The organism is Lentisalinibacter orientalis, from assembly GCF_040706535.1.
Classification (GTDB): Bacteria; Pseudomonadota; Gammaproteobacteria; order Steroidobacterales; family Woeseiaceae; genus Lentisalinibacter; species Lentisalinibacter orientalis.
Genome location: NZ_JAPDRJ010000001.1, coordinates 421,996 through 441,918, shown reverse-complemented (window position 1 = coordinate 441,918; position 19,923 = coordinate 421,996). Strand labels below are relative to the sequence as shown.

The window sequence follows — 19,923 nt, the reverse complement described above, 5'->3', positions numbered from 1 at the left end:
GCGTCACATCGGCATCGACTATTCCGTCGCATCAGGGACGCCCCTGTCGACGAGCATGCGCGCGATCGCCTGTTCGGGTTCGTCAATGGCAAGCTGCGACCACCGCACCCGATAAAGCTCAGCCTCGGCCAGAGACAGGATGAGGTTTCGCTTCAGTGCGCTCGCAAGCACACAGGCGTCCACGAACGCGGTAAAGCGGTTCGCGAACACCGCTCAGATGAGCTCGGAGTCAATATCCGCGAGTTCCTGCAGGGCCGCTTCCCTCTCAGCATTCCGGGACTTCTTGTAGGCGAACAGATCCTCGGCCCTGATCCGACGATGCCGGCCAACCCGCTCGAACGGAATCTCGCCTTTCTCGAGCATTCCGACCAGGTAAGGACGCGAGACGTTGAGGAGATCAGCGGCCTGCTGGGTAGTGAGCCGCTGTTCGACCGGCACGAGGGTGACCGCGTCACCCGACTCGATGTGCTCGAGTAGCGACATCAGCAGATTCGAGAGCGCCGGGGCGAGGATGATCTCGTGGGACTTGCCTGATTCATCGACGATCTTGAGCCGCTGGCCATCACCCGCTTCCTTGTCCGGGGCAAGAATTCGCCGAAGCTGGTTCGCGGCGGCCCGTTCGCTCTCAGACGGCAGGCGATCGCTGATTTGCTCGGCATAGCTCGATGACATGGTCATATCGTTCCCTCCTCAAGAGAGGGGACTATACGAAATATTCGAAATATTCGAAATATTCGAAAAAATACTCCCGACTACTCCTTTTGTCCGCAATGTACCCGTGATCTCGGCTACGACGCGCTGGGACGGCTGACCGCCAAGGAGCAGGACCAGGCGAACGGGACGGTGCTCACCACGAGCTACAGCTATCAAGCAGATGGCTCATTCTGCCAGCGTCGAGGTTGCTTGTTTCGACTGCGAGAGTATCGCCATGCAATACAGAACTCGGGTCGTGTTGAGTCGCTGACGCCCTGATCCAGACACTTCGACTCTTGCAGGGCGCAATCCGGCGATAGTTCAAAGCGGAGACCCGGACTCGAACAGCCCGAATTGCTGTCGCAGGGGAGGGTGTCAGGGTGAACTGCATGCAGATTCCAGGCAGTCACGGTTCACCGGCGACGGTTACGTAGCCGTCCTGACTTGCCAAGCGCACCGCGCGACCAACGGATCGCCAAGCCTGGCGACGGTTTAGCGACACGAAGTCCACTAATGCGACACAAAAAGCCTTTTTGCGACAAATTAGGGCATTGCACATGCTGCCCCACAGGGGGAGCAGGTGTCTGCCATGTCGCCGAGGGGATGTGTAACCCCTCCGGTCGACCAGTCATTCAGATACCATGAAAATCCGTTATCCAATGGACGATTTTCATGGTAGGATCCTGCAACCATGGTCATCGCCCGCACCGACCTCCTTGACGAGATCCGCACCGCACTTGCCCGTGCCCCGGTGACGGTGCTCACCGGGCCGCGGCAGGCCGGCAAGACCACACTCGCCCGGGAATTACTCCCGGAGACGTCCCCGGGCTATTTCGATCTTGAAGACCCGGTCAGCCTGGCGCGCCTCGAGGAACCGATGACGGCGCTCGAGCCACTGCGTGGACTGATCGTCATCGACGAGGTTCAGCGCCGGCCCGACCTGTTCCCCGTTTTGCGCGTACTGGCCGACCGCCCGGGATCACCGGCACGGTTCCTGATCTTGGGCAGCGCCTCGGGCGAGCTCCTCCGCCAGAGCTCGGAGACTCTGGCGGGACGCATGGAACGGATCGAGATCGGCGGGTTCACGCTGGCGGAACTCGGTGCCTCTGCCGCGGATACCCTGTGGCGCCGCGGCGCCTTTCCGCGTGCTTATCTCGCTGGCAGCGAGCGCGATAGTGTGGCCTGGCGCAAGCAGTTCATTCAGACGCTGCTCGAGCGCGACCTTCCACAGTGGGGCGTCCGCGTACCGGCCGTGGCGCTGCTGCGATTCTGGACCATGCTCGCCCACTACCACGGGCAGCTCTGGAACGCGGCCGAGCCGGCCCGGGCGCTCGGCGTCAGCGCGTCGACCACGCGCCGCTACCTCGACCTGCTGACCGACGCCCTGGTTCTGCGGCAGCTTCAGCCCTGGCACGCCAACCTCGGCAAGCGACAGGTCAAGTCGCCGAAGATTTACGTACGTGACAGCGGATTGCTGCATCAGCTGCTCGGGCTCGATTCCGAAAAGGCCCTGTTGTCGCATCCGAAGCTCGGCGCCTCGTGGGAAGGCTTCGTGATCGAGCAGGTGCTGGCCGTCGAAGGTCACGACGAAGCCTGGTTCTGGGCCACCCACCAGGGCGCCGAGATCGATCTGCTGCTGCGCCGTGGAGACCGCCTGCTCGGCGTCGAGGTCAAGCGTGCCGACGCTCCGCGACTAACGCCCTCGATCCGGATCGCCATCGACGATCTCGGGCTCGAGCGCGTCGCGGTGGTCTATCCGGGCGCGAAGCGCTACCCGCTCAGCGACTCGGTGGAGACGGTACCAATCAGCGCACTGGCTACGCCGGGCTCTTTGTTCGGCAGTGAGCCCGCTCTTGGCTGAGCGCATCCGGGAAGGTCATTCTTGCACCCACATTCTTGAGGCAGCGATTTGTACGATTCGTTAGTTTTGCTTATTGGCCTGGTGGTCCTCATCAAGAGCGCGGACTTTCTGGTTGCCGGCGCTTCTTCCATAGCGGCCCGGCTCGGAATTTCTTCCCTGGTCATCGGCCTCACCATTGTGTCGTTCGGCACGTCGTTGCCCGAGATGCTGGTGACGATGGTTTCTGGTTTGCGCAACAACGCGGATCTCGCCATCGCAAACGTCATCGGCAGCAACATAGCGAACGTCCTGCTCGTTCTGGGGATTGCGGCGATCGTGCGTCCGCTCCGGGTGCAGGATTCGACGGTCGTCTCGGAAATACCGTTTTCACTGACGGCAGCACTCCTGGTCGGCTTTCTGGCCAACGCCGCACTATTCTCTCCCATTCACGAATTGAGCATCAGCAGGCTGGATGGCGGAATCCTGCTGTTCTTCTTCGTGTTGTTCATGCTTTACGTCTACAAGATGTCTCGCGAACAGGCAGCCGAGGCGGTCGAGGCGAGTGCCGTCCCGGGGACCACTCGCGCCTCGATTTATATCGTAGGCGGAATAGTCGGTCTGTATTTCGGTGGGGGCTGGGTCGTCGACGGCGCTGTCGGCATCGCACAGTGGCTGGGTGTCGATGACGCGTTGATCGGCCTGACCGTCATCGCGATAGGCACATCCAGTCCGGAGCTGGTGGCATCGGCGGTCGCCGCCTACAGGAACCAGTCCGATATTGCGGTGGGCAATGTCGTCGGGTCGAATATCTTCAATTTGCTATGGGTGCTCGGACTGACGTCCAGCGTCGTCGAACTGCCGTTCGAGGTCATCAGCAATACCGACCTCGTGATGGTAATTGCCTCGAGCGCGATGATTATCATTGCATTGGCGTTCAGCCGGAATAGCACCATCCTGCGATCTCACGGCATAGCGTTTGTCACGATGTATGTTGCATACCTCGTATACGTAGTCGGTCGATGAGGCAGGCTGTATGACAGATGACACGGACCGCCTGGAGAAGGCCGCGCAGCAGCGGATCCTCGCAGCGATCGATGCCCGGCAAATAGCCGACTTCACGTCCCTGCCCGATTCGGAACGCCGTCTGTCCGCCGCGTTCCTGCAACGCCTGATCTCCGGTTCCTACGATACCGGCGGAGGCACTGGCGGAGAATTGTGCTGTCCGCTGCGAATCCGTGGTGCCGACATCGTCGGTCTGATGCGACCGCCGTCTGCGGGTCCGGACGGAGGAAGGGCCGCGCTGGAGTTCCGGCAATGCCGTTTCGATTCGCCGGTCGACCTCAGCGGCGCCGAGTTTCTTGTCTTGCGTTTCGTGGATTGCAGACTGCCGGCCTTCATCGGTGCAAGCCTGAGCGTGAGAGCCGATCTCGATCTGTCCGGTTCGCAGTTTCCGGGCGTGAGCGACTACGAATCGGAACTGAGCCAGGTGGGAAGCTGTGCGATTCATCTCAACAATGCGCGCATCGGCGGCAAGCTGGACCTGTCGTCGACAGCCCGATCGCGCTTCACGGCTTGCCGGACGATTCGGCTCGACGGTGCGCGCATCGAAGGGGACGTCAGCTTCGCGGGAGCTTCGCTTGACGGCGCCGGTGGTGCGGCGCTCAGCGGCCGTTCGATCGTGGTCGGGGGTAACGTCGATCTGGGCTCGGCTGCGGGGCACCGCTGCGAGGCCAGGGGGGAGGTGGGGTTCGCCGCGGCCCAGATCACCGGCGACCTCCGGTGTGAGGGTGCCCGGCTCGAGAATCCCGAAGGACGCGCCCTGCACTGCGAAGACCTCAGGGTGGAATCGGTATTCCTGACGTCGGGTAATGGGAGAAACCTGCCATTCGAAGCCCGGGGCAGGCTCAATTTCCTTACGGCCGTCATCGGCGGCAGTTTCTTCCTCACCAATGCGAGACTGGAGCCGGGCCCGGACTACGGCGGGTTGCTGCGGACCGGCAACCCGGTTGCGATCAATCTGCAGCAGGCGAGAGTGTCCAACGCTCTCGCGCTTAACAACATTGGCACGCTCGGTGACGGGCCGGCGCCTGCATCGCCGGACGAGAAACCCGTGCCGGTCAGAGGCTGCTTCCTGTTGAGCGGCATACAGGTCAATTCGATACTCGACAACACCGACACCGGTTGGCCCGCACCGGGTTATCTGATGCTGGACGGTGCGACCTACGAGCGTATCCGCCACGTCGGGGACGGCGACCTGACGGCCGAACGCATCGCGTGGCTAAGGCGGCAATATCCGGCCGGCGTCCCGAGCAAACGCAGGTTTCGTCCGCAACCTTACGAACAGCTGAGCCGCGTACTGCGGCGGCACGGGTTGACGCGAGAGGCCAATGCGATCGCGGTGGAGAAGATTCGTACGCGGCTGCAGGCTCGTGTGGATCGTCCCTGGGCCCGGGCGTTCCCCAATCTCCTGATGCTGGTCAGCCAGCACGGCTACTCGTCGAGTCGCGCGGTTTTGTCGTTCCTGGTTTTCGTGTTGCTCGGCGCCGCACTGTACGCAACCGCGCTGTTCGGCTTCGGGCAGCCGTTTCTTCCGGTTGAAAGCGATCCGGAGCCGGTCATCTACCACCTGCCATTCGGTCTGGCCGAGGCTCCCGCGGAACGCGGGTGCCCGGGGCTGGATGTTCTGCATTATGCACTCGATTCGGCGCTGCCCGTCATCGACCTCGCCCAGGACACGCGCTGCCGCTTCACGCCGGAAGGGCCGTTGCGCTGGTTCTGGCTGCTGCTCCACAGCCTCTATGTGATCGGTGGCACGGCCCTGTCTGCGGTCGTCGTCCTGACGCTCACCGGCGTGTTGCGACAGGACTGATGACCGGTGGAGAGTGGCGCAGCCAGTCCACCATGATCTCTGCCTCTTCCTGCCAGGCCTTCGTGCCGTCCCGCCAGGCATAGGCATCCTCGATCGTGGCGTAGCGGTTGCCGCTGTGGCCGACATTCGGGCGCTCGACGAAGGTCGCCGTGCCCGGCCGCAAACGATTCACTGTAGCGGCGATCAGCTGGTGCCCGTGCCGGGTCTCGAACTGGTCGAATGCGTTGAATATCACCAGGACCGGCGCATCCAGTTCGGCCCAAGCCGCCAGGAAGTTGTGTGCCGCCGCCTGCTGATGCCAGGCAAATGGTCGCCCGTAATGGTCCGCGTCTCCCATGCCGAGGATGTCCTCGCGGACTGCGGCCATCTCGCTGCCGTCACTCGCGACCTCGTCGGGATGACGCTTGCGCACGAGATACTCGTAGTGGAATCGCGCTCGCCGCAGCATCTCGTCATGGATGTCGGCGGGGGCCACGGCATCCGGGCGCCGCTCGAGATAGATGCGGTCGAAGTGGAGCATGCGTTCCAGGTAGGTGACCGCCCCGCCGCCCTGGACGACGATGCCGGCGATATCGAAGCCCGCGTCCTGGAGGCGGTTCGCGACGAGAGGCGCCGTCGTCGAACCGAGGCTGGAGCCGTAGAGATAGACACGGCCGGCATCAAGCCGCTCGTCGTCCAGCAGGCGCGTGAACGCCTCGGTGTAGTGAGCCAGTTCCGTGTCGTAGTCCAGGTTCTCGCAGGCCGGGCCGGTCCCGTCCAGCGCCGTACGCTCGACCCGCACGAGGGCGAGGCCGGAATCACGCGCCAGCGCGGCGAGCAGTTCGGACGAGTTCGAGCCCGGCCGGTATTCCAGGGAGTCGCAGGATACCCACTGGGTGAACAGCAACGGATGCCGCGGCTCGGTGTCTCCGGCCGGCCGGCTGATGATCGCCGTCAGGCGTGAGCCGTCGGCCACCTCCACCACGCCGTAATGCGAAGCGACGCCCGGTATCGACTCTTCGGCCTGCCCGGTGACGGCAGCGCCGGCGAGGGTCAGGGACAGGATCAGGTAAAGGCGCAGGATCAGTCGTGTCATCGCGGGTCTCCGGAAACAGTCAGGAGACCGCAGGCTAGCCGGCCACCGGCCGGCCGGTCTTGCCGGATTTTCGAAGAATCCTTGCCGATTTCCGGATTCGGCGCCTTTCAGAGCGTCTGCGAAGCGCCGCCGGCCGTGCTCCGCCGGTATTCCGTCGGCGTCATGCCGATACGCGCCTTGAACGCACGGTTGAATGCGCCGATGGAGCCGTAACCGACATTCATCGCGATGGTCAGTACCGGGAGCCGGGCCTGGTCGGGGCTCGCCAGTTCCTCGCAGGCCTCCCGGATGCGCTGTGCATGCAGGAAGTCATTGAAATTGCGAAAGCCCATGCCGCGGTTTATCACCTTGCGCAGCACGTGCTCCCGGGTAGCGAGGTGCTCGGCGAGCGCGCCGATGGTGAGACCCTCCTGCAGGAACACCCGGTCGGACTCAAGCGCCGCTTCGAGTCTTGCGAGAGCGGCGGATTCCGCCCGATTGAGTGCAACTGTCGCAGTCGTGCGCGCCGGGTCGAGCCAGCTCTCGTTGCGCGGCCGTACCAGAAATCCGGCAGCGGTCAGGCAGGCGGCGGCCACCAGCGTCATATTGGCCCACGCTGCCAGCGGCGGTGTGGAGACTCCCTGTAACAGGTTGTAGGACTGCACGCCCAGCGTCGCCGTAAGATAGGCGCCGGTCGCGATCATGAATCCGAGCCGCAGCCGCCGCCTGCGCTCGACGAGGTCGACGGCCAGGTCACGCCAGGCCTCACGGAGACCCAGCAGGACGAACAGCAGGAGGATCGCCTCGAAGCCGTATCCGGCGAGCATCTCCCATCCGTTCGCCGTACCCGCACGAAAATCCGCAAGGAATACCGTCTGTTGCCACGTGCCGGCGACTGCGACGGCGCCGGCGATCCCAGCCTGCCGCATGCCGAGTCGTGCTTCGTCGTTGAACAATGCCCGGGCAAAGAGCCAGAACCAGACGGCCTTCGTGACGCAGAGTGCCGTCAGCAGATAGCCCCAGCCGCCGAGCGCGGCGCCGCCGCCGGGCACCGAGGTCACGAAGAAAGCGGCGACGGCCAGGCAGAAGAACGCGCCGGGGAGCGCCGCCGGTCGTTGTCTGGCGGACGCGAACAGGAGCGAAGCCAGCAGGATCGCCGCCATGACGGCTACGGTTCTGAGAACGGTATCGAATGGATCAGGCATCGCGCTCACCGGCTGGAGGTGTCTGATGATAATTCGATCGTTCGACGCCGCAAGAGTTTCCGCCACGGACACGATTGCTTCAAACGTACCCTCAGGTGCAATGTTGATCGACGATGCGCCGGGCACAGGTATCGTTTCAGCGGCTCGTCTTGCGCGCAAAGTGACCGGTCCGTTCGTCTGAGGTATGGTTTCCGGAGTCGACCCCAAGGCGACACTGGCTGTCGTATCGCTTCCGCTTCTGGTCGCAAAGGGGCCGTTGCTCACCTCTGACGCAAGAATTCCGAAGTTGACCCGAAGCGGCTATCGCGCAATTGTTGTAGAGCGTTTTACGACGGGAGACCGAGAGTGGCGCAAAGACTGGAGTTTGTTGAGTACGTCACTGAGCAGGTCGACGACAGCTGCAACCTGACGCACAGGATGATGTTTGGTGGTTGCACACTCTACCTGGACGGCAAAGTGGTAGCGCTTATCTGCGACGACCGGTTATTCGTCAAACCCACCAGGGCGGGCCGAGAGTTCATTGGTGATGTCGTTGAAGCACCAGCCTACCCAGGTGCGAAGAACTCATTTCTGATTGAAGATCAAATCGAGAATCGCGCTTGGTTGACGAAGTTGCTGACGGTGACCGCGGCGGAGCTACCAGCCCCCAGGCCCAGGAAAAAAAAGAAGAAGCGCTAATTGTGTACGCCTGCTTTTGGGCGAATCCGGCGGTTCCAATCAGAAAGGCTGGCCTGGTCACCCGGTCCGCTATTGAGGAGCTAGCGGACGCGCGCAAGTAGGAGTGCCAACGCTCGCTGGTTCCCTGAAATCGCATCTGCTTGGGGTGGGATACGAAGGTGTGTTCCGCACACGTGCCTGAAGCCGGGTCCGGAGCCGACGGATCAACGCCGGGACGCCCGCTCCAGCAGCTCTTCTGCCGCCGCCTTTGCGGCGCCATCCGACCCGGCGACACTCATGGCCTTTCTCGCAGTGGCGGCGGCTTGCCGAGGATCGTCCCGGATCAGGTGGGTCTCACCGAGCTCCAGCCACAGGTAGGGATTGCGCGGTTCGATGCGAATGGCACGCTCGATGTCTGCCAGCGCACGCGAATAATCGCCGTCTGCCCGGTACTCCCTGCTGTTCGCAACGAGTTCCCGTACTGCCTCGGCTGAACCGCTCCTGGTTTCCGGTTCTTCTTGCTCGCTGGGGACGCTGGCAGGGTCGCCGGCCGTGGGGCTCGGCGAAGGCTCGAACGGCAGATTGGCACAGGCCGACAGCCCGAAGAGCAGCACGAACAGCAGAAGGCGCATGGCGGTCAGTTCCCTAGCGATTCGAACACGTCGCGTACCCTCTCGCCGATCTCGCCGAGCACGTTGCTGCAGCCGGGTTGCCGTCCCAGCCGGGTGCCCTCGGGCACGAGGATCTGCACGGCATTGCCGCAGCCGCGACGGGATTTCAGACCGGTATCATAGTCGATCCACATGGGCTCCAGCTCCGCCGAATACGCCGGGTCGTAGCTTGTCGTCGATGGCATCGCCGCGATCATCGGTGCCCAGACGGACAGTGCGCCGGCAGCGCCGGTGAGTCCCGTCGGTTGATTGTCGTCGCGACCGATCCAGACGACGGCCAGGTGGTCCCCGCTGAAGCCCGCGAACCAGCTGTCGCGCAAGTCGTCTGACGTGCCGGTCTTGCCCGCAACCACGAGGCCTTCGGGAAGAGACGTCCTGGAAGAACGCCCGGTACCGCGCTGCATGACCTCGACCAGCCCCCGGTTCAGCTGGTGCACCGCGTTCGGGTCCGCGACCTGCTCGACCTCGAGCGCGGTCCGGCTCAATGGCTGGCCCGTGGTATCGACCACTGAGCGCACCGCGGACAGCGGTGTGCGAAAGCCGTCGTTCGCCAGCGTACTGTAGAGGCCGGCCACTTCGAACGGCGACAGGTCCACGGCGCCCAGCAGCAATGACGGATAAGCGGGTGGCGGTTCCTCGAGGCCGAACTCCACGAGTATCTCCAGCAGCGCCTCGATACCGGTTGCGAGCCCGAGCCGCACCGTCGCCTGGTTGTAAGACGCCGCGAGCGCCTGAAGCAGCGATACTTCGCCATGCGATTCGCGAGAAAAATTCTGCGGCAACCACGTCCGGCCGCTCTCCATCACCACCTCGATCGGCGCGTCCTCGATGGTGTTCGCGAGCGTGTACCGGCCTGACTGCAGTGCCGCGAGGTACACAAACGGTTTGATCAGCGAACCCACGGGCCGTCTTGCGTCGAGCGCGCGGTTGAAGCCGTCAGCGGCGATCTCGCGGCCACCGACCATCGCAATCACCGCACCTGTTGCCGGTTGCGTGACGATGATGGCACCTTCCAGGGCGGCTGTCTCTTCGTCCTCCGACTGCAGGCGTTCGAGGCCCTCGACCAGTTCCCGCTCGGCAAGCCGTTGTACGCCCGGCTCCAGGCTGGTGAATACCCGCAAGCCGTTCCTCGCAATGCTCTCCTCCGAGTACTCGGTGGCGAGCTGCCGGCGGACCAGGTCCATGTATGCCGGCTGGTAGCGTGAGCCCACGCGCGATCGTGCGGTAACACCCAGCTCCCGGTCGATCGACTCGGCGGCGGCCTGATTGTCGACGATCTCGAGCTCGGCGAGCGTCTTCAATACCAGGTTGCGACGCTGCAATGCGCGCTCGGGGTGGCGTCTGGGGTCGTAGTACGACGGCCCCTTGACCAGCGCAACGAGCAGGGCAGTTTCGTGCAATTCGAGTTGCGACAGGTATTTGCCGAAGTAGAACTCGCTCGCGAGCCCGAAACCATGGATGGCGCGCGCACCCTGCTGTCCGAGATAGATCTCGTTGACGTAGGCGTGCAGCAGCGCTTCCTTGTCGTAGCGCAGCTCCAGCGCCATCGCCATGATGGCTTCCCGGTACTTGCGGCGGAAGGTCCTGCGGCCGTCGAGGAAATAGCTCTTTACGAGTTGCTGGGTCAACGTACTGCCGCCCTGCCGGATTTCACCGCTGCGCAGGTTCACCCATGCGGCTCGCAGGATCGCAGTCAGGTCCAGGCCGAAGTGCCGATCGAATTTGCGGTCCTCGACGGCTTTGAGCGCATCCACGAGGATGGGCGGGATCGCGTCCGGTTCCACCAGAAGGCGATCCTCGTGATGGGTGGCGAAGATGCTGCCCAGGCGCATCGGTTCGAGCCGCAGCAACGCCGTGCGTTCGCCATCGGCATTCTCGAGCGAGCGTATGCGCCCACCGCCGAAGTTGACGGTGCACCGTGCCGCCGGGTCGGCCCTGTCCCAGAACCGGAAGGACCGCGTCCAGAACGTGACCCGGCCAGGCTCGAGCGCGTACTGTCCTGGTCTTGCGACGACGTCGACCTGCTGGAAGCCGAGCTGGTCGAGCGCGGCGGACAGACCGGGCGCATCGAGGGGCAGGCCGGCGTATAACTCCAGCGGAGCCGCGTAGACGCCGGCGGGGATATCCCAGCGGCGATCCTCGAACTGGCGGATAGCGCCGATGCCGACCACGAGCATGTGGATCAACAGCACGCCCAGCAGGACGGCGATGATCGACCGCCACGGCGCCCCCAGGAATATTTGCTTCAGCTCTTGCATACGCGACGGCTGTCGCCCTGATTACGAACGGCGCCCAGCATGCCACTGATCGGGCAGCATCGCCTGCTCAACCGGCGCGTACACGGTCGAGCAGACTCTCGTAGACCTGCTCGCCCAGCGCATTGCGCAGTGCGCGGGGCGAAGGCACGGGTGGTGCGTAATCGGTCACGCTGAGGTGCTGCAGCGCTCGCCACTGCTCCGTCAGATGCGCCCTGACCTCGTCGCTTCGGCAATGGCAGAGGAACTGCTGGAGGGTATCGATGCATCGCCGGGACGGCGTCCGGTTCGCACTGGCCGTGTGCTGCTCGGTGACGAGGCGATACGCGGCACCCCGGTGGGCAGGGACTGCCCTGATCTCCGCTGTCGACAATGCTTTGCCGGATTGGACGTCGTACAGGCCCACGATGAACACGGACCCGGCCCGGCCCTGGCGAGCCACCGACGATGCAGAAGTGGAGCGCAGGCAGTTCCGCATCCGGGAGCCGTGCGCCCGCAGGTCGCGATCGGTACATAGCGGCGTCACGCGCGTGCTGCCGTCCGCGGAAACGAAATCGTCCGGGACGAGAGGCATCAGTGTCTCGCGGGCGTGAATCTGCCAGACGGCGTCGCATCTCCTCGTCCGCGCCATCTCCTCTGCGAACAGCGATGCGACCTCGCCCAGCCCCTGATCCGCGACCTGCAGTACCACACTGTCTATCGCCTCGGTGATGGCCTCGCCATCGTCGTTCCCGGAGACCATCGGCGCATCGCCGGTCTCCTGTCGCACGCTGCGGGTGAGGGCGGCCCGGAACCGGGTTATCTGTTCGATATCGTTCCACCCGGGTAACCAGCGGGCCAGAGTCTGCCGGTCTCCGCGCCTCGACAGGCGAGCACAGACTCTCAACCACTTCAGCCCCGCGGCCGATTCCCAGATGGGCCGGAGAAACAACCGCTGGCCGGTGACGACGATACGGTTGAATTCCTCCCACTCTGCGGGGTCATCGCCGGGGAGGTCCTGGGGATGCAGGGCGTTGAGCGCCACGGCCAGTCCCCTGGCATCTCTGGACCATTGCAGGCCGACGTCGCTCCAGTCCCGACCGACGAGATGCCGGACCACCCCCGGCCGCACATCCCAGCGCGCCGCCAGGCCCTTAATCAGCGGGGCACCCGAATCGACGAACGAACGCAGGTCTTCACCGAAGCTCCGGGGTTCCGCGACGACGGCCGTCACAAGCAGGCTGGGAAACGTCTCGGCGAACTGCAGGCGATAGCGCTGATACCGCCGGTGTGCGAGGTAGTTGTAGACACGCAGGTCGAAGCGCCGGCCGGTGGTAGTCAGGGGTAGCGCCTCGGGGTCCATCAATCGCCGGAAACTCTGCAGGGCCTTGCCGAGACCGTGCCGCAGGTCGGCCCGCAGGGTCCACTCGAGCCTTGCGAGCCCGGGTTCAGGAATCCCCGTACCCGCGTGTCGCGCGGCGGGGCCCCTGACGCAAGCGAATGCGACTTTCTCGATCTCCCACAGGCGCTCGTCGATGCGACGGACCGATGGAGTCGCCATGGCGAGCGATCGGATCCCGAGATCCTGACGCAGCAGTGACTCGACCGAGCTCCGCGTGAAGGCCTGCTCCGAGACACGGGCCAGACTCTCGGCGGCGGCCCTCAGCCGTGCATTCGTCCAGGCTGCATTCCGGAGAATCAGCATCCAGATGGTCGCGTCCTCCAGTCTGAAGAGCGCCACGCTCCTGATGTGGCGGAGAGGCGGGGGTCCGGTGAGAAATTCCGCCCTCGGGAAGACGACGAGATCGGTGATCGGACACTGCGCATCCATGGAGGTCTGAATGAGTTTGCTGACTTGTTCCACTGGTTTTCGCTCGACGCTGGTACGACGCTGGTACGACAACGGACGCCCTCAGGCACACCCGTCCGCGCGTGCAGCGGACAAAAGGAGGCTGTCGCCACGCGTGCATGCGGTGGCGTCTTCGGGGCAGTCCAGGGACTATCCGAAGTTACCCGAAAATGCGTCCGGGTCAAAAGGGTTTTCCGAAGCGTCCGGCAACCCTTTGATTCGACGATCGCGGCAGCCGATTCCTGTTGCGCAATCCCGGGTTCGGGCGCAATATCGCGCATCTTCTTCATTCGGACAGGTGCCGCTTCGGCGTGTATGTCGAACACGTGTCTGTCGTGCGGCGCCTGCTGCGCCCACTTTAGAGCCTCGTTCCACTGGCTGGAGACAAACTCGGCTCCGGGCGGCCTGACGCCCGCCGAGCTGACCGTGCCGGTGTCGAGGCATCTGGTGGCCATGCGCGGCACCGACCGCAACCCGCCGCGCTGCATTGCGCTGGACGGCCGCATCGGCGAATCCGTCCGGTGCACCATCTACGAGCAGCGCGCCTCGCCTTGCCGGGAGTTCCAGGCGTCATGGGTCGACGGACAGCAAAACGAGCGCTGTGACCGGGCCCGTGCGGTTCACGGGCTACCGCCGTTGCCGCCGCCGTTGCCGCTACCGGTGGCAGTGCCGGACGGTTCCGTGCCGTTACCATCGTCCGAAACGGGCGGACCCGATCCCTGTTCCGGGGCGGCGGTTCCGCCCTGACCGGGGCTGGTGACGGCCCTGCATTGTCGCGATAATGATCCCGTTGTGCGCCTCCGGCGCCATAATCGCAGGGCGGGAAACTTCTCATGCAACGCTTCCGGAACATCCTCTGTGTGGTGCAGGAGCCGTCGGATGCCGCGGCACTCGAACGCGCCGTATCCCTTGCCGAGAACAACCAGTCCGCGCTGACTATTGCCCGGGTGATCCCCCGCCTCGCGACGGACATGCGCCTGCCGGAGGGCGGCCCCACGTCCGAGGCACTGCGCGAGTGGACGAGAGCCGAGCATCTGGAGTCGCTGGAGGCGATGGCTCGTCCCTACGTTGACAGGGTCGATCTTGCCCTGCGGCTGCTGGAGGGTACCGAATTCCTGCAGATCATCCGCGCCGTGCTCGCTGACGGCTACGACCTGATCATCAAGGCGGCGGAGGATCCTCCCTATCTGCGGCGACTCTTCGGCGCCGACGACATGCACCTCCTGCGCAAGTGTCCGTGCCCGCTGTGGCTGACCCGGCCCGCGGAGAAGGCCAACTACGGCCGGATTCTCGCTGCGGTGGATTTCGACCCGGCGGAACCGCGGGAAGCCGCGACCGCGCTCAACCGCACGATACTGGAACTGGCCGCTGCGCTGTCGGTCTCGGATTTTGCCGAGCTACATGTGGTCCATGCGTGGGACGCGCCGGCAGAGGATGTGATCCGGCGCTGGGCGGCCGTGCCTGACAGCGCGGCTACGAACTACGCGGAGGCCGAGAGGTCGGCCCACGCCAGGGGACTGGAGCAGCTCGGAGCCCAATTGAAGGAATGGCTCGGCGACGAGAGCTATGACTACATCGCTCCTCGATACCACCTCGCCCGCGGCTCGGCGGTGACCGTGGTGCCACACCTCGCAACGGAACTGCAAGCCGATCTGGTGGTGATGGGGACGGTGGCGCGTACCGGAATCTCGGGGCTGATCATCGGCAATACCGCCGAGTCCATCCTGGAGCAATTGCCCTGCGCCGTACTGGCCGTGAAAGGGCCGGGCTTCGTCTCGCCGGTACGCCTGCCCGGCTGATCCCCGCCCGCGGCCTCAGGGCAGGTTCTTGTCGCCGAGCTCGCCCTCCGGGATGGCGGTGCGCTCTCTCTGCTCGCTCCCCGTGAGCAGATCCACGGCCCGGTCGGCCGCATCCTGGAAGGGCTCCAGCACCAGGTCGGCGCCGGCCTTCCTGAGTTCGTCGGAGTCCGTCTGCTTGTGTGACGTAACGGCGATCCGGCCCCTGAAGCCCGCACTGCGGCTCACCTGCAGCAGTGTCTCCTGGACGTCTTCGTAACTGAGGCCCGTGGGTTGCACGGGCATTGTCGAGACCAGCCAGCCGGAACGCTCGAGAGGCAGCGTGGCCAGAAACTCCGGATCGCTCGCATCGCCGTATTCCGCCTCGAGGCCCAGGGCGTGCCAGCGCCGCACGGCTACCGGGTTGAAGTCGACCCCCAGCACGGAGATGCCCATGTTGTCGAGACGCATGCCGATCGCCGTGCCGAAACGGCCGAGACCGAAGATGATCACCTCGTACCGGCCCTTGCCATGTCCCTGGCCCTCCGCGGGCTCGGCGGGCGTGTTGCGGCGCTCGAACACGCCGAGCGCCGGCTCGAATACGGCGTACAAATGGTGCGAGTAAGTGATCATGTAGGTGGATACGGCGATGGTCACCAGCCCCACGAGGGTGACCAGGCCGAGTGCATCGGATGCCACGTGGCCGAGCGAGACCCCCATGGCGATGAATATCAGCGAGAACTCGCTGATCTGCGCCACGGTGAGACCCGCGAGAAATCCGGTGCGCTTGCGATAGCCCATTCCGCCCATGATGGCCAGTACGATCAGTGGGTTGCCGATCAGCACGAAGAGCGAGAATACGACCGCCGCGAAGATATTCGAACCCAGCACCGACAGGTCGAGCGCAGAGCCGAGGGCGATGAAGAAGAACAGCAACAGGAAGTCACGCAGCGGCGCGAGCCGCGCCGCAATGGTCTCGCGGTAGGGCGTGGAGGCGAGGGAGATTCCCGCCAGCAGGCCGCCAACCTCCTTGCCGAGCCCGGCGAGGTCGCCCGCCGCGGCGAAAAGCGCCGCCTGCGCGATGGCGAATACGAGGAGCAGTTCCGGGGCCTGCGCCAGCTTCTCGATGAGCGGGTCGGCGATGTAGCGGACGAAGATCACGACCACCGCAACGAGTGCCAGGCTGGAGACGAGCACCCGTACCACGGATGATCCGCCGTGTTCGCCGCCGCCCATCCCGATGGCCGACAGCGCGATCATCGCGAATACCACCACCAGATCCTGGACAATCAGGAAGCCGAGGGCGATCTGGCCGTGCAGCGAATCGATCTCGCGCTTGTCCGAGAGGAGCTTGACGATGATGATCGTGCTCGAGAACGTGAGCGCGACGGCGACGTACAGGCTGGTGACCGCATCGAGGCCCAGCGCGAGCCCGATGAGAAAGCCGAACAGAGACGTGAACAGGACCTGGCCGAGGCCGGTCATCAGCGAGACCGTGCCGAGCGTCCGGATCAGTTTGATGTCGAGCTTGATTCCGACCAGGAAGAGCAGGACGGCGATGCCGAGCTGCGAGAGCAGCGTGATCTGGGGCTCCGAGCGGACGAGGTCCAGCACGGATGGGCCCGCCAGCAGTCCGACGGCGATGAAGCTGACGATGAGCGGCTGGCGCAACAGCAGGCCGATCGAGCCGACCCCCGCCGCGAGCACCAGCAACGCGGCGATTTCGGTGAACGGCGACTGGTGGATGAGTTCGTACACTGGCACCCGCTCGTGTCAGGAGTCCGCGCCGGTCGATGATAGATGAGCGCCGGTCCCGGCGCGACGGCCTCGTGACCGGGTCCGGGGGACGCCCGAGTCAGGCGTCCTGCTGCCGCTCGATCTCCGCCGCCAGGTCGATGCGCTCCAGTTCTTCGTCGATCGCGCCGATCCGCTGCTCGAGCGCAGCCTGCTCCGGCCGGCCCTCCGATCCCTGTCCAGCCTCCGCGGAAGCGGCTCTGAGCGCATCGAGTTCGCCCCGCAGCCGGCTGCGCTCCTCTTCGAGCTGATGCCGGCGGCCGGTCTGCGCCGGCGCCATGTCGTCGTCGTCCTTCATAAGGCCCGTCGTCGGCATTCCCCTGACTGATGAACTGTCATTGTCATACGAGCATACCGCAGCGAGATACGAACATCTCGCAGCTCCTGGAAACCTTCCCCTCACATAACCGTCAAGAGCGCGCAATCTGCAGGTGCTCGAATAGCGCCCGTCAGACGCCCGGCCATCGCCGGGCCTCGAACAGGGACGCATAACAATGAACCATCGCCTCATCCGGAGCGTCGCAGCCGCCGCGCTCCTCGTACCGTTTGCCACGTCAGCCGGCGATCTCTCCGGCCGTGTTACCGACGAGAATACGGGCCGCTGGCTTGCCGGCGCCGCCGTCAGCATCAAGCCCGGCAACGAGCGGGTCGTCGCCGATGGCAGCGGCCGCTTCCAGATTCGCGACCTCCCCGCCGGCGAGTACCGGGTGGAGATCCTGCAGACGGGTTACGATCCGGCCGCATTCACGGTCAGCGTGCCTGCCGAGGGCACCGTCACCCGAGACGTCGCCATGTCCTCCAGCATGGAGACCATCGTCGTGACGGGTTATCGCGCCGCGCTGACGGATGCCATCCAGGACAAGCGCTTCGCGGACGTCATCAAGGACTCGGTGACCTCCGACGACGTCGGCAAGCTCCCCGACCGAAACGCCGCGGAGGCCCTGCAGCGCGTCCCCGGCGTCTCGATCACCATCGATCAGGGCGAGGGCCGTTACGTGACGCTCCGGGGCATCGATCCCGGCCTCAACCTGGTGACCATCGACGGCGCCACCATCGGTTCCCCCGAGAGCGACCGGCGGATCGCCCTCGACACCATCCCCTCGAACGTGCTGTCGAAGCTGGAGGTAATCAAGACGGTCACCCCGGACATGGACGGCAATGCCGTGGGCGGCGCGGTCAATCTGGTGACCCCCAGCGCCTTCGATCTCGCGCCCGGCGAGCGCATCAGCGTATCCGCGGACTACGGCTATTACGATATGAGCGGCGAGAGCCCGTATGGCGCCAGTGCCAGCTGGGGCACGGTGTTCGGCGACGACCACCAGTTCGGGCTGCTCCTGAGCGCGAGCCACCTCTCCCGTGACTACGAGTCAGAGAACATCCAGGGTGGCAACATCTGGGAAGAAGAGGGCGACTTCTTCGTGCCCGAGGAACTAGTGCTGCGCGACTATACGCTCGAGCGCCTGCGCACCAGCGTCGTCGCGAACCTCGAGTGGCGCCCCAACGGCGATTCCCGGTTCTATTTCCGCAACATCTGGAACGAGTTCCAGGACACCGAGCAGCGCCTCGAGACGCTGTACGACTACCGCAACGGCGGCCTGGTGGATCAGACGCCCACCTCCGGCACCTTTACCGAGGGCGAAGGCGAGCGGGCGTCCAAGGACCGCCGCGAGAAGCAGTCCATCCTGAACAGCACCCTGGGCGGCGAACTCTTCCTCGGTGCGTGGACGGTGGAAGGGTCCTACACCTTCGGCAAGGCCGAGCAGGACACACCCTACGACGACGAGTACGTGTTCGTGCTGGCCGATCCCCTGCCGATGACCTACGACACCTCCAGTTTCTTCTTCGACGTCGACGGCGGCGCTGCCTTCGACGATCCGGCCAACTCGGAATTCGACCAAGTGGAGTTCGCCAGCCAGATCGTGGAGGAAGACCTGAACGTCATCCGGCTGGACCTGACCCGGGATCTGCAGTTCGCCGGTAATCCGGGCGCTATCAAGTTCGGCGCCAAGTTCACCGGGCGCGAGAAGACCAGCGACCAGCAGGCGGACGTCTACGACGGCTTCGACGGCGATTTCCTGCTGTCCGACGTCTTCCGGCCCGGCAAGTCGGGCTTCTATTGCGACGAGCGGTGCTACGACTTCGGCCCGGTGATCGACCACGGCGCCGCGAACGCGTTCTTCAACGCCAACCGGGACCTCTTCGAGTTGAGCGAGGACGACAGCCGCGAGGTCAGCGCCGAGGCGGACTTCACCGTGGAGGAGGACATCTCCGCCGCCTACTTGATGGCCTCGGCGGATATCGGCGGGCTCGCGCTGACGGGCGGCGTCCGCGTTGAGCGCACGGAGACCGAGTCCCGTGCCTTCGACATCAGCTTCGAGGACGGCGATCTCGCACCGGAACTGCCCCAGCGTACCGGCAGCAAGGACTACACGAACTGGCTGCCGGGCCTGCAGGCGCGCTGGGCGGTCAACGACGGGGTCGTGCTGCGCGCCGCGTGGACCAACACCATCGGCCGGGCCCCCTACGAGCAGCTGGCCCCTTTCCGCATCTTCGAGGCCGACCCGGACGGGCCCGACGCCTTCGAGGGCGAGGTGGAGGAAGGCAATCCGAACCTGGAACCGCTGGAGTCGATGAACCTCGACGCCGCCGTGGAATGGTATCTGGATTCGGGTGGTCTGGTGGCGGTGGGGCTGTTCTACAAGGACATCGACAACCCGATCTACACTCAGGTCACCACCCTGGAGGACCAGGAGTTCGAAGGCCGGTTCTTCACCGAACTCGAGCGCAGCCGGCCGGAGAACGCCGACAGCGGCGAGATACTCGGCGTCGAGCTGAACCTGCAGCAGCAGTTCACGGGCCTGCCCGCGCCCTTCGACGGTTTCGGCGTATCGCTGAATTACACCTACACGGACAGCGAGGCGACCGTGTTCGGCCGGGACGACAAGGTGCCCTTCTTCCTGCAGTCCGAGAACGTCGGCAATGCCGCCGTCTTCTGGCAGCAGGGCGGGCTCGAGCTGCGTGCGGCGATCGCCTACCGGAGCGAGTACCTGGACGAGGTGGGCGAGGATTCCGACAGTGACCTGTACATCGACGAGCGTACCCAGGTCGATCTCAAGGGCAGTTATGCCTTCGACAACGGCCTGAAGGTGTACCTGGAGCTGCTGAACGTCACCGACGAGCCGCTGCGCTTCCTGAGCGGCGGGCGCTCCGACCGGCTCGCCGAGAACGAGATCTACGGCTGGAACGCGATCGCCGGCATGCAGTACCGCTTCTGATGCACGG

General features: G+C 64.7%; 16 protein-coding genes. 7 read left to right on the top strand and 9 right to left on the bottom strand.

Going from position 1 to position 19,923, the window contains the following annotated elements:
* Positions 1–18 precede the first annotated feature (18 nt).
* Positions 19–210 (bottom strand): hypothetical protein, encoded by a 192-nt coding sequence (locus ACJMK0_RS01800; RefSeq protein WP_405235104.1) that lies wholly within the window; start codon positions 208–210, stop codon positions 19–21.
* Positions 211–213: 3 nt separating this feature from the next.
* Positions 214–678, bottom strand: a complete 465-nt coding sequence (locus tag ACJMK0_RS01795) for a helix-turn-helix domain-containing protein (protein ID WP_405235103.1) — start codon at positions 676–678, stop codon at positions 214–216.
* 706 nt (positions 679–1,384) lie between these two features.
* Between ACJMK0_RS01795 and ACJMK0_RS01790 the strand changes: the two genes are divergently transcribed.
* The 3 genes from ACJMK0_RS01790 to ACJMK0_RS01780 are packed head-to-tail and all read left to right on the top strand — an operon-like array spanning position 1,385 to position 5,402.
* Entirely contained in the window at positions 1,385–2,554 is a 1,170-nt protein-coding gene (locus tag ACJMK0_RS01790) for an ATP-binding protein (protein WP_405235102.1), read from the top strand.
* A gap of 48 nt (positions 2,555–2,602) precedes the next feature.
* Positions 2,603–3,556: a calcium/sodium antiporter gene (locus tag ACJMK0_RS01785; RefSeq protein ID WP_405235101.1), complete on the top strand. Its 954-nt coding sequence runs from the start codon at positions 2,603–2,605 to the stop codon at positions 3,554–3,556.
* A gap of 10 nt (positions 3,557–3,566) precedes the next feature.
* Positions 3,567–5,402: a hypothetical protein gene (locus tag ACJMK0_RS01780; protein WP_405235100.1), complete on the top strand. Its 1,836-nt coding sequence runs from the start codon at positions 3,567–3,569 to the stop codon at positions 5,400–5,402.
* On the opposite strand, the gene ACJMK0_RS01775 is transcribed toward ACJMK0_RS01780, so the two are convergent.
* Positions 5,377–6,477: an alpha/beta fold hydrolase gene (locus ACJMK0_RS01775; RefSeq protein WP_405235099.1), complete on the bottom strand. Its 1,101-nt coding sequence runs from the start codon at positions 6,475–6,477 to the stop codon at positions 5,377–5,379. The two genes, ACJMK0_RS01780 and ACJMK0_RS01775, sit on opposite strands and share 26 nt — an antisense overlap.
* Before the next feature lie 107 nt (positions 6,478–6,584).
* Positions 6,585–7,787, bottom strand: coding sequence for a helix-turn-helix transcriptional regulator (locus ACJMK0_RS01770; protein WP_405235098.1), 1,203 nt, complete (start codon positions 7,785–7,787; stop codon positions 6,585–6,587).
* Positions 7,788–8,006: 219 nt separating this feature from the next.
* Between ACJMK0_RS01770 and ACJMK0_RS01765 the strand changes: the two genes are divergently transcribed.
* Positions 8,007–8,339, top strand: a complete 333-nt coding sequence (locus ACJMK0_RS01765) for a TfoX/Sxy family protein (protein ID WP_405235097.1) — start codon at positions 8,007–8,009, stop codon at positions 8,337–8,339.
* Between the two features lie 203 nt (positions 8,340–8,542).
* On the opposite strand, the gene ACJMK0_RS01760 is transcribed toward ACJMK0_RS01765, so the two are convergent.
* From ACJMK0_RS01760 to ACJMK0_RS01750, 3 genes are all read right to left on the bottom strand, one after another.
* Positions 8,543–8,950, bottom strand: a complete 408-nt coding sequence (locus tag ACJMK0_RS01760; protein WP_405235096.1) for a tetratricopeptide repeat protein — start codon at positions 8,948–8,950, stop codon at positions 8,543–8,545.
* A gap of 5 nt (positions 8,951–8,955) precedes the next feature.
* Complete coding sequence (gene mrcB / locus ACJMK0_RS01755) at positions 8,956–11,247, bottom strand: penicillin-binding protein 1B (RefSeq protein ID WP_405235095.1); 2,292 nt, start codon at positions 11,245–11,247, stop codon at positions 8,956–8,958.
* Between the two features lie 67 nt (positions 11,248–11,314).
* On the bottom strand, positions 11,315–13,087 hold the full coding sequence (locus ACJMK0_RS01750) for a hypothetical protein (protein WP_405235094.1): 1,773 nt from the start codon (positions 13,085–13,087) through the stop codon (positions 11,315–11,317).
* A 300-nt stretch (positions 13,088–13,387) separates the two neighbouring features.
* On the opposite strand from ACJMK0_RS01750, the gene ACJMK0_RS01745 reads away from it, so the two are divergent.
* The gene (locus tag ACJMK0_RS01745; RefSeq protein WP_405235093.1) at positions 13,388–13,819 is read left to right on the top strand and encodes a YkgJ family cysteine cluster protein; all 432 of its coding nucleotides are present in this window, start codon (positions 13,388–13,390) and stop codon (positions 13,817–13,819) included.
* A gap of 86 nt (positions 13,820–13,905) precedes the next feature.
* Positions 13,906–14,871 (top strand): universal stress protein, encoded by a 966-nt coding sequence (locus ACJMK0_RS01740; RefSeq protein ID WP_405235092.1) that lies wholly within the window; start codon positions 13,906–13,908, stop codon positions 14,869–14,871.
* 15 nt (positions 14,872–14,886) lie between these two features.
* Here the strand turns inward: ACJMK0_RS01740 and ACJMK0_RS01735 are convergent, their stop codons facing one another.
* Positions 14,887–16,605, bottom strand: a complete 1,719-nt coding sequence (locus ACJMK0_RS01735; protein ID WP_405235091.1) for a cation:proton antiporter — start codon at positions 16,603–16,605, stop codon at positions 14,887–14,889.
* A gap of 97 nt (positions 16,606–16,702) precedes the next feature.
* Entirely contained in the window at positions 16,703–16,939 is a 237-nt protein-coding gene (locus ACJMK0_RS01730) for a hypothetical protein (protein WP_405235090.1), read from the bottom strand.
* Between the two features lie 196 nt (positions 16,940–17,135).
* Here ACJMK0_RS01730 and ACJMK0_RS01725 point away from each other — a divergent pair, with 196 nt between their 5' ends.
* Positions 17,136–19,916, top strand: a complete 2,781-nt coding sequence (locus ACJMK0_RS01725) for a TonB-dependent receptor (protein WP_405235089.1) — start codon at positions 17,136–17,138, stop codon at positions 19,914–19,916.
* The last annotated feature ends 7 nt before the right edge of the window (positions 19,917–19,923 follow it).